The organism is Candidatus Polarisedimenticolia bacterium, assembly GCA_035764505.1.
Taxonomy (GTDB): Bacteria; Acidobacteriota; Polarisedimenticolia; order Gp22-AA2; family AA152; genus AA152.
Window position 1 is genome coordinate 1 of record DASTZC010000135.1, and the last position, 9,928, is coordinate 9,928.

The window sequence follows — 9,928 nt, forward strand, 5'->3', positions numbered from 1 at the left end:
CCATCCGCATCGAAGTCCAGCCGTAGCTTTCCGCACCCTCAGCTCCATGCATCGCAATCAATGCCTTGGAAGGGCCTCGCCATTTTACGCGGCGACAAGGCGCAGGCGGTGGAGCAGCTGCAGCAGGTGAGGAAGGCTCAGGCCGAGCCGACGGTGGCGATGTGCACCACCGGGTCGCCGACATAGACGAGGGGATTGCGGCTGATGCCGATGATCAGACCGCTCTGGTGGGCCCTGACGATGGTGCGGGTCTTGCGCAGGAGGGGATGATGAATTCGCGTATGAATGGCGCCGAGACGTTCTCCCCTCTTTACCCTTTCCCCCAGGTCGACGCGGTGGATGAGGAAGCCGCTCTTCGGCGCGCGGACCCAGCTCGTGCGGCGGGCTACGAGCGTTTCGCGGGCGGGGGGCGCCTCCTCGATCATGCCCAGGGACTTCATCACGCCGAGAACGCCGTCCAGGCCGGCGCGCACCACCCGCGCGTCATAGCGCAGCGCCTCGCCCGCTTCGTAGAGCAGAGTCGGGATGCCGCGCGAGGTGGCCTCCTCCCGCAACGAGCCGTCCCGGAGGTTGGCGTGGATCATGACGGGGGCGCCGAAGGCCTCGGCCATCCGGCGGGTCGCCGGGTGATTGAGGTTGGCGCGAATCTGCGGCAGGTTGTCCCGGTGGATAGCCGCGGTATGCAGGTCGATGCCGTGCGTGCAGCGCGCCACGATCTCGTTCATGAAGGCATGCGCCAGGCGCGCGGCGAGCGAGCCATGCTTCGATCCGGGGAACGTGCGATTGAGGTCACGGCGGTCCGGGAGGTAGCGGATCTGCTGCACGAGCCCGAAGGCGTTGACGAAGGGGACGGCCACGAGCGTGCCCGCGAGCTTCGCGGCATCCACCTTCCGGAGAAGCCGGCGAATCACGTCCATCCCGAGGATCTCGTCGCCGTGGATGCCTGCGCTCACCCAAAGGCGGCATCCCGGACGGTTGCCATGCAGAACGAAGGCCGCGAGATCCATCCGCTGCTGGGTATAGAGAGGCGCAATGGGGATGACCACGCGATCCATCGCGCCCGGTTGGATCGTCTTGCCGCCGATCGCGAACGACCGGGCCTGAGCCCTGCGTTTCTTCATCGTCTCTACGCTCCCCGTCTCCTCAGTTCTTGATGATTCGTGGCGGTGCAACGGTATCTGCCTTGCGCCATTCTATGAAGTTGCCGAGGCTCTCATCAAATGGAATCCCGATTCTGTCCTGACACCGGCGGCCAGGCGAGGATCCGGCGGGTTCCTTGGTGCAGTCCGCGAGAACGGGAATGTAATTTGCACTTGCAGGAGGGGCGGCGCGGCCTTAGATTGTACCGGCGGCCCGCAACCGGCCTGCTTCCCAGGAGCGGACCATGAGAACCTGCTGGTCCTCCTCACGCCCTGCTCGTCATTCCCCAGGCAAGCGATTGCCGGATCCGTCCCGCACGTAGAAGGGAGGGCGACGTCATGATCTGGTTTCTTGCTTTCCTCCTCCTCGGGTTCCTGCTCGCGGGGCCGATCCTGGCGCTCATCGCCCTCGTGCAGGTACGCCGTGCCTCGGGCGCGGGACGGCCCTCCGATCGGATCGACTCGTTCGACGCGCGCCTCGTGGCGCTGACGCGGCGCATTGCGGCGCTGGAGCAGGCGGCCGCCCTGGCGCGGCGCGAGCCCTCGGTCGAGGAGCAGTCACCGCATCTTCCGGCGAGGCCGCCGGCCGTGTCGGGTCCGCCGCCCGTCGCAAGCCCGCCCGTCACAGCAGGCCATCCGCCCATGTCCGCATACCCGGCCGCGCCGAGCCATCCGGTCGCGCCTCCGCATCCCCCGGTGCCGTCGATGGCCGCTCGTCCCGCCGCACCAGCCTACAGACCTCCGGCCGGGAACATCCCGCCTGCCGTGACACGGCCTCCTCGTCCCCCTTCTCCGCCGATCGATTGGGAGCGCTGGATCGGCATCCGCGGTGCGGCGGTGGTCGGCGCCATTGCGCTCGGACTCGCGGGAATCCTGTTCTTCAAGTACTCGATTGAGAAGGGATTGATCACGCCGTCGATGCGCGTCGCGTTGGGGACGCTCACCGGTCTTGCCTGTCTCGCCGGCGCCGAGTGGCTGCGGGCGCGAAAGTATCGCCAGACGGCCGAGGCGATCTCGGGCGCCGGCGTCATTGTTCTTTATGCCGCCTTTTGGGCCAGCCACGCGCTGTATCACCTCGTCGGCATGCCGCTGGTCTTCGGGCTGATGGTCCTGGTGACCGCCGTCTGCTGCCTGCTGGCGGTGCGCCATGCCTCGCTGCTCGTCGCGGTCCTCGGCCTGGTGGGAGGATTCGCGACGCCGCTCCTTCTGTCGAGCGGGCAGGATCGTCCACTCGGCTTGTTCGGCTACGTGCTGCTGCTCGACTTTGGCTTGCTCGCGGTGGGGCACAAGCGGCGCTGGCCGTCGCTCGGGATCCTCAGCCTGCTTGCCACGGTGCTCCTGCAGGGATTGTGGATCGTGCTGCGCATGGGGCCGGATCGGCTGTTCCTGGGGCTCGCCATCGTCGCCCTGTTCGCGGTCTTGTTCCTGCTGGCAGGGCGCTGGAGCGGCGGAACGGCACCGAGCGGCGCGGTGGCCTTGAGCCAGATTGGCGCCGTCACCTTTCCCTTCGCCTTTGCCCTGTACTTCGCGTCGCGCGCCGATCTGGGACCGCATCTCTATCCCATCGCTATCCTGCTGGCTCTGTTGAGCGCCGGCGCCGGCTGGGTGGCGCGCGAGCAGCGGCAAGCTGCCCTGGGCACGGGCGCCGCCTGCGCGGCCCTCGTCGTGACGGCGGTCTGGATTCTCCGGCATACGATGACGACGGCACTCGCGTGGGAAGCGGCAGGTGTCGCGGTTGGGCTCGCCGCCATCTTCCACCTCTTCGTCGAGCTCGATCGCGAAGATGCGGGCACGGAAGGGCCGGCGCCCGCGGCGATCCTGGCCGGTCTCGGGTTCATGGCGATCCTGATCGTTGCTTCCGGCGGCAAGGCGCTGCCGATCGCTCCCTGGCTGGCCGGCTGGACCGGACTGATGTGCCTCCTGTATCGCCATGCGGCCTTTCCGCAGCGTGCCTGGCTGCAGGTCGCGGCGGCCGCCGGCGCCGGGATGGGCCTGGGCCTCTACATGACGCACTACGGGGATGCCGTCTTCCCCGCGAAAGAGCTCTTTGTAGCGCTGCCGGTCGGTGCCTGCGTGCTCCTCCAGCTCGTGGCGCAGCTGCGCGGCGACCAGGAGGTGCGGCGCGCCGCGCAGCATGCGGCGGCGACGCTTGCGGTTCTGGCCGTCTTCTTCCTGGCGACCTCTTCCTGCCTCCTCGCCATGGGCCCCTGGATGGGGCTGGGCGGCACGCTCCTCCTCGGAATTCTCGGAATGATCGCGGCAACCTGGCTCGGGAACGGAGGCTGGGCCGTCGCCGCGACCGGCACGACCTTCTTCGCGCATGCAACCTGGACCGCGGGTCACGCGATAACCAGCGCCAGCCATGAGGATCCGGCATCGTTCTTCCTGCAAGGAGTAGCGGTGCTGGTCTTCGCTTTATGGCCGCTGGTCACCGCCCAGCGCTTCTCGGGGGATCGGTTCGCCTGGTATGCGGCCGCCCTCGCTGGACCGCTCTGGTTCTTTCCTCTGCGGCGGCTTTACGTGGCGCTGTTCGGTGACGCCGCCATCGGCATACTGCCCGTGGCGCTGGGCGCCCTGTCCCTTCTGGCCGCGACGCAGAGCCGGCGCCTCGGCCCCGCCGACGATCCGACCCGCCGCCGCGCGCTGGTCTGGTTCTCCGCCGTGGCCCTCTGCTTCGTCGCGGTGGCCATCCCGCTGCAGCTCGAAAAGCAGTGGATTACGATCGGCTGGGCATTGCAGGGCCTGGCGGTGCTGGCTCTCTGGCGCCGGCTGGATCATCCCGGGCTCAAGTATTTCGCTCTGGGGCTGCTGGGCGCGACGACCCTCCGGCTGGTCGCCAACCCCGCGCTCCTCGGCTACTACCCACGCTCCACGATCCGCGTCTTCAACTGGCTGACCTACACCTACCTGGTGCCGGCCGCCGCCCTCTTGGGCGGCGTGGCGCTCCTGAAGCCCTGGGAGATGGCGCGGGCGAGGCGCTGGGAGAAGGGTCTGTATGCCTCGGCACATCCGATCGGGGCGATCGCCTCGGGGCTCGCGGCCATCGTCGTCATCTTCGTCTGGATCAACCTGACGATTGCCGACTGGTTCGCCACGGGGACGGTCCTGAGCCTGCGCTTCGGCGAGAGCCCGGCGCAGCGGCTGACCGTGTCGATCGCGTGGGGCGTCTACGGCCTGATTCTCCTGGGATGGGGGATGGGACGCGATTCGGTGGGGCTCCGCTGGCTCAGCCTCTGCTTCCTGCTGGTCACCATCGGCAAGGTCTTCCTGCACGACCTGGGGGAGCTGCGCGATCTCTATCGTGTCGCGTCGCTCGTAGGTCTGGCCGTGTCGCTGATTCTCGTTTCTCTGTTGTACCAGCGGTTCGTCTTCCGCAAGGGTCCGCCCCAGCCGGGAGGTGAGATCGCATGACGGGAAAAGGTGTCGCGACCGGGAAACGATGGGCGTTGCCCGCGGTGATCGCTTTGGCCGGCGCCTGGATCGCGGGTGCGGCATGGGCCGAGGTGACGGCGCAGAAGGTGGAGCTCCGCCGTCTCTTTCCCCAGGAGGCGGAGGTCTCGGTCGAATCCGCCGGGCTGGCTCGCCTGGTCCTGCCCTCCGAGATCCTGAAGGCCTGCCGCCCGGATCTGTCCGACCTCCGGCTTTTCGACAGCAGCGAGCACGAGGTCCCTTACCTCGTCGATGCGGGGGCAGAGGTGCCGGCGGGCTTCGAGATCGCTCAGAGATTCGTCCCGAAAGTCCTAGAGGCCGCGCGCCGGGAGGAGCGCCGCAAAACCGGACCGCCTCTGCACCACGAGACCCTGGAGATCGGGCTCCCGGATGCCGAGCCAAGGAGCGGATCGTGGGTTCTGGTGGTGCAGCCGCGTGCCGGCGAGCTGGTCGCCCGCGTCAGCGTGGAGGGAATCGATTCGGCCGGACGAACGGAAATGCTCATCCCGGAGGCCTCGTTGTTCCGCCTCCAGGGCGCACGTCCCGTCGAGAAGCTGCGCCTGCCGCTGCCGGCCTATCACGGCGCCCGCCTGCGAGTCGTTTTCGAGAGCGAGGCTGGCTCCTGGCTGAATCCGGTGCTCCGGCTGGAGAGCGCCCGGCGCTACGAGACGGGCGGGAAGATCGACATGCCGCTCGAGGTCCTCTCGCTGCGCAGCGCCGACGGCCGGACCATCGTCGATCTGGCCCGTCCGCACGGCGTGGTCCCGGATCTCCTGCGAATCGAGACGACCACCCGCACCTTCGACCGGCGCGTGGAAATCCGCGACGAAGGTCCTTCCGGCGCCGGTGGGGTAGGGACAGGTAACGTCTACCGCGTCGAAGCGCTGGTCCCGGTGGGCGAGCAGGAGGTGGCCTTGCGGCCGGCGCACGGAGAGCGGCTGAGCGTCACGATCGTCGATGGCGACAGCCCGGCGCTGGAGCAGCTCGCCTTCGTGGCCGTCGTGAGGCAGCCCTCGCTGATCTTCTCCGCCGCGGCCGGCCGTCCGGGCGGGGCGTTCGGGACGCTGCGCTTCGGAGGCGGCCGGGCGCACGCTCCCCGGTACGACCTGGCCGGGTTGCTGCCTCCCATCGGTGGGGAAGCGACCGGAAAGCGGGCCGAGGCCGCGGCGCTGCTGGTCGATCGATCGAAGATCCAGACCGCGCGGCTCGGAGGAATTCGCCCCAATGCCGCTTATGATCAGACTCCCGCGCTCGCCGTGGCGATGCACCCCGGGGCCTCGATCGACCGCCGCCTCTTCAGCCACCTGCGCACGATCACCGTCCCTGCTTCGGCCGAAGGGCTCTCGCGCCTGCGGCTCGAGCCGGGCGACCTTGCCATCCTCGGGGACGAGCTGACCGACCTGCGCGTCGCCGACGCCGAATCGCGCCAGTGGCCCTACCTGGTCCAGCGGGATGCGGCCACCCAGCTCGTGCCGCTCGCGGTGGAAGGACCCAGGAGCCGCGATCGAGTTTCGCGCTACGCCTTGCGGCTTCCGGCTTCTCCCTTGCGGCTGGGCCGGCTGATCCTCGAGCCCGACGCCGCCTTCTTCGATCGCAGCTATACGCTGGAAGCCAAGACCGCCGACGGAAAGACGACGACCCTGGCGCGGGGCCGCCTGGCGCGCGCCATCACCGATTCGGACCCCGCGGCGATCGACCTGCCGCCGGCGCGCGTCGCATCGCTCGAGCTGGTGATCCAGGACGGCGACGATGCGCCGCTGAGATTCGAGAGTATCCAGGGCAGCATCTCGGTGCCGGATCTCTACCTGACGGCACCGGCAGGACGTTATGAGCTGCTGCTCGGCGCTCCCGGCAAGGAATCTCCGCGTTACGAGCTGGAAAGCGTGCGCGACGTCGTCCTGGCGGTGCAGGCCGAAGCGATTTCCGCCGGTCCGATCGAGCAGAACAAGGAGCTGAGTCTCCAGGCGCGCCTGAACGAGAAAGGATTTCGGCCGACCCTGATGCTCTGGGCCGCCCTGGGCGCAGCCGTCCTTGTCCTGCTGTTTCTCACTTTCCGCCTCGCCCGCCGCGAGTCCCCTTCGCCCGAGTAGCTGCAGTCAACGCGTCGCCTGGATGGACAGCGGCCTGATCCGCTCCGTCATGGACACGGGGCGGTGTTGGGGCGTGGCGCGCCCGATGAGCTGGTCCCCAGGCTCCCTTCGCCGCAGAGGGTTTTCCCGGAGACGAGGAGGTAGTAAGCCATGCCTGCCGGGGGTGAGCTCGACAACACAGCGTCTGGAGAGGGCAGGTCAGGCGCCAGACAGGAGTGGTTGTAGCTCCACCCGCCCCCGAGAATCACCCCGATATAGAGGTTGTAGGAGCTTACTGCCGCGGAGGGGGACCAGGAGAGCGTCTCGTTGTCGAGGAAGACGAGGTTGGTGGCGATTTCGGGAGGCGGGCCGCAGGCGGCGCAGCCGTCGCCCAACCCACCCATGGCCGGCTCGGCCTGGTCCGGATTGAAGACGCTTGGACAGCCGTCGCACAGGTCGCCGATGCCGTCATGGTCGGCGTCGGACTGCGAAGGGTTGTAGACGGAGGCGCAATTATCGCTCGGGAGATAACGGCCGTCGCTGTCACGGTCCCCATCAAGATAAAGAACGTAGTAGGAATCTTCGGAAAGACAGCCGGATCCCGAGCAGTTCCCCTCGACGCTGGCGGAGAGATCGCCGGACGGTAGGGTAAGCGCCAGGAAGGGATCCGGCGTGGATGTGTTGGTACCGAGGATTCCGCCCGGACCATGGAAGCGCAGCGTCCCGTCGAGCAGGGAATCCAGCCCCTGACGGGCATCCAGATCGGCCTGCACCGGAGCGCTCGCGGCCAGGGAGAAGCGAAAGTGATCGATGTCGCCTGAGGGGCTCACGGTTCCGCTGACGGCACGAGGCGGCAGGACCGGCGCTCCTGTGGAGAACGTCCCGTCGTCGGTGCTCGGCCCGAGGCTAACTGACATCTGATAGAAAGTGTTCGAGCTTCCCACGAAGCTGCGCAGCTCGCGCACCAGGATCGTGTAGGTGCCGTCCGTCGGGAGCGTTGCCTGCAGGAAGGGGTCCTCGGGATCGGCAGCGGTATAGGCGTCCTGGGCGAGCATCGCGTGGCTGGGATCGAAGATCGTCAGGACGATCTTGGCCGCGGGCTGCGCCGGATTGAAGACCGCCGAGTCGATGTCCACCGTCAGGATCTGCCCGGCTGTTCCTGAAAGCCGGTAATAGTCGAGGTCGCCCGGAGGATCGATCAGGGCGTCGATGGAGGGGAGGACCGGGGGCAGGATCGGTGTGGCGCTCTCAAAGGTGTCGTTCGTACCGACTTCCAGGGAAAGGACGTAGAGATAGGCCGGACCTCCGACCGCAGGGTCCAGGTTCCGCACGGCGACGAAGTACTTGCCGGCGTGGGAAGCCTGGAACGCGGCGCTCGGGTCGTCGAATTCGCCTTGCGACTGATCCTGAGCCAGCACGGTCGCCCCATCGCTGTCCAGGATCTGCAGCACCGCCGAGAGTGCCGAGCCGGGTGACTGGCCGGCCCGGAACCCCCGCGCCAGGACGTCCGCCTGGAGCGTTTGCCCGGTTTCCAGCCGCAGAGCGTACCAGTCGACATCGCCAGGAGCACCGACGGTTCCCCCGACGCTCGCCGGGGGCAGCATCGGCTGAGCCCCGGCAGGGTTGTCGTCAGGCTCGGTCTCGCGTCGCAGGTCGGCGAGCGACGGGGATACGACCCAGGCAAGGAGCAGAACGCAGAGGAGACGCCTCACTCCTCACCTGAGTCCCTTGTTCTTCACGAGCACCAGCACGCACGTCTGAAAGTCGGAGCCACCCGTCTTCCCCGAAATGCAGATCGTGGCGCTCGTGTTGTCCGGGATCGACACGAGGCGCGCTGCGATGTCCTGCCGGTCGCCATCCAGGGTGGAACATTCTCCGTCAGCCGTCTGATTGAACCTGAAGGTGACGTTGGCGTTGGAGACGTCCCGTGCCGCCAGGTTCTCGGAGATTCCACGCTCGTAGGTGCTCCCGAGGACAGGGTCGGGACAGGGCAGGGTGGCCGGATCCGGCAGCGTCACGTCGTCGGCCGGATCCGCCGCGCTGTCGATCCTCGAGATGTAAACCTGGCTCACCGTGGAGCCGGAGATCGGCGTCGGGTTCTGCGGATCGCACACGTCGTTCAGCTTGCAGGTCAGCGAGAATATGCTCCCCTGGGAGCTGAGATTGATTGTGGCCGGATTGACCGTGCAGTCCGCTTGCACCCGGGTCTCGTCGGTAAAGCCGTCGCAATCGTCGTCGAGGCCGTTGCAGGTCTCGTCCGTCGGAGAGCTGGGAACGCAGGTCTGGGGCACGCCGCCGACGCACTCGGTCACCGTGCGCCGACAGGCGCCGACGCCGCAGCTGACCTCACCGCCTGAAACGGGCGCGTGCGCGCATCCAGATACCGCGTCGCATGAATCGGCGGTGCAGACGTTCCCGTCGTCGCAGCTGACCTGGGAATGAGTACAGCTGGCGCCGCAGGAATCAACGGTGCAGGCGTTTCCGTCGTCGCATTCCAGAGCCTGTCCGGGCTGACAGCTGCCGTTGCTGCAGACATCGCCCGCGGTGCAGGGATTACCGTCGCTGCAGGGAGAAGTGTTGTTCGCATGGAAGCAAGCGAACGTCGATGGATCGCAGCTGTCGGAGGTGCAGGGATTCGAGTCGTTGCAGAGAGGGGTCCCGCTGCAAAAAAAGCCCTGGGAGCCGGCACAGACGTCGTTCGTCGTGCAGGGATTCCCGTCGTTGCAAGATTGACCCGGGTGCCCCAGCTGGACGGTGCATTGTCCACGAACGCAAAACTCCGTTGTGCAGGAATTGTTATCCGAGCAGAATGAGCCGCTAGGGAGGTTCGAGGGGAGGCAACCTCCCACCTGCAGATTGCACTGCGACTGCGTGCAGGGATTCCCGGTAGGGGGACACGGGCCCACACCGTGGTTGCACTGTCCTGTTCCTATACCGTCCGTGCAGAAATCAATGCTGCAATCGATCCCGTCGCTGCAGTTCCGAGGTTGTCCCACGCAGTTGCCGTTGACGCAGCTGTCGTTGATGGTGCAGAAGGTGTGAGAATCTTCGCAGCTTCCGTTTACCGGCGCCCGCACGCATCCCCCGGTCAGGAGGTCGCAGCTTTCCTGCGTGCAAGGGTTGCCGTCGTCGCAATTGCGCGGCGGGGCAACGCAGGTGCCGAGCGCCGGATCACAGGCGTCCAATGTGCAGGGATTCCCATCGTCGCAGACCATGGGGGTGCCCTCGCAATCGACGTTCGCGTCGGCGGTCTGGCGGCGCACGCATTGATCGCCGGAAGTACAAGGATTC

General features: G+C 67.3%; 6 protein-coding genes. 3 read left to right on the forward strand and 3 right to left on the reverse strand.

Annotated elements, in window-relative coordinates; genetic code table 11:
- Positions 1–137: 137 nt before the first annotated feature.
- Positions 138–1,121: a succinylglutamate desuccinylase/aspartoacylase family protein gene (locus VFW45_09530; protein HEU5181023.1), complete on the reverse strand. Its 984-nt coding sequence runs from the start codon at positions 1,119–1,121 to the stop codon at positions 138–140.
- Between the two features lie 357 nt (positions 1,122–1,478).
- On the opposite strand from VFW45_09530, the gene VFW45_09535 reads away from it, so the two are divergent.
- A complete protein-coding gene (locus VFW45_09535; protein ID HEU5181024.1) occupies positions 1,479–4,550 on the forward strand; it encodes a DUF2339 domain-containing protein in 3,072 nt (1,023 codons plus the stop codon).
- A complete protein-coding gene (locus VFW45_09540; GenBank protein ID HEU5181025.1) occupies positions 4,547–6,658 on the forward strand; it encodes a hypothetical protein in 2,112 nt (703 codons plus the stop codon). Before VFW45_09535 ends, VFW45_09540 begins: the two co-directional genes overlap by 4 nt.
- Before the next feature lie 47 nt (positions 6,659–6,705).
- On the opposite strand, the gene VFW45_09545 is transcribed toward VFW45_09540, so the two are convergent.
- Together VFW45_09545 and VFW45_09550 are read right to left on the reverse strand one after the other, a co-directional pair.
- The gene (locus VFW45_09545) at positions 6,706–8,349 is read right to left on the reverse strand and encodes a PPC domain-containing protein (protein ID HEU5181026.1); all 1,644 of its coding nucleotides are present in this window, start codon (positions 8,347–8,349) and stop codon (positions 6,706–6,708) included.
- 3 nt (positions 8,350–8,352) lie between these two features.
- The gene (locus VFW45_09550; protein HEU5181027.1) at positions 8,353–8,949 is read right to left on the reverse strand and encodes a hypothetical protein; all 597 of its coding nucleotides are present in this window, start codon (positions 8,947–8,949) and stop codon (positions 8,353–8,355) included.
- 265 nt (positions 8,950–9,214) lie between these two features.
- On the opposite strand from VFW45_09550, the gene VFW45_09555 reads away from it, so the two are divergent.
- On the forward strand, positions 9,215–9,370 hold the full coding sequence (locus tag VFW45_09555) for a hypothetical protein (protein HEU5181028.1): 156 nt from the start codon (positions 9,215–9,217) through the stop codon (positions 9,368–9,370).
- Positions 9,371–9,928: the final 558 nt, after the last annotated feature.

What these genes read in the sequence shown, in the direction of transcription:
- VFW45_09535 (HEU5181024.1), top strand. Translation starts at nt 1,479, where the DNA reads ATGATCTGGTTTCTTGCTTTCCTCCTCCTCGGGTTCCTGCTCGCGGGG.
- VFW45_09540 (HEU5181025.1), top strand. Translation starts at nt 4,547, where the DNA reads ATGACGGGAAAAGGTGTCGCGACCGGGAAACGATGGGCGTTGCCCGCG.
- VFW45_09530 (HEU5181023.1), bottom strand. Translation starts at nt 1,121, where the DNA reads ATGAAGAAACGCAGGGCTCAGGCCCGGTCGTTCGCGATCGGCGGCAAG.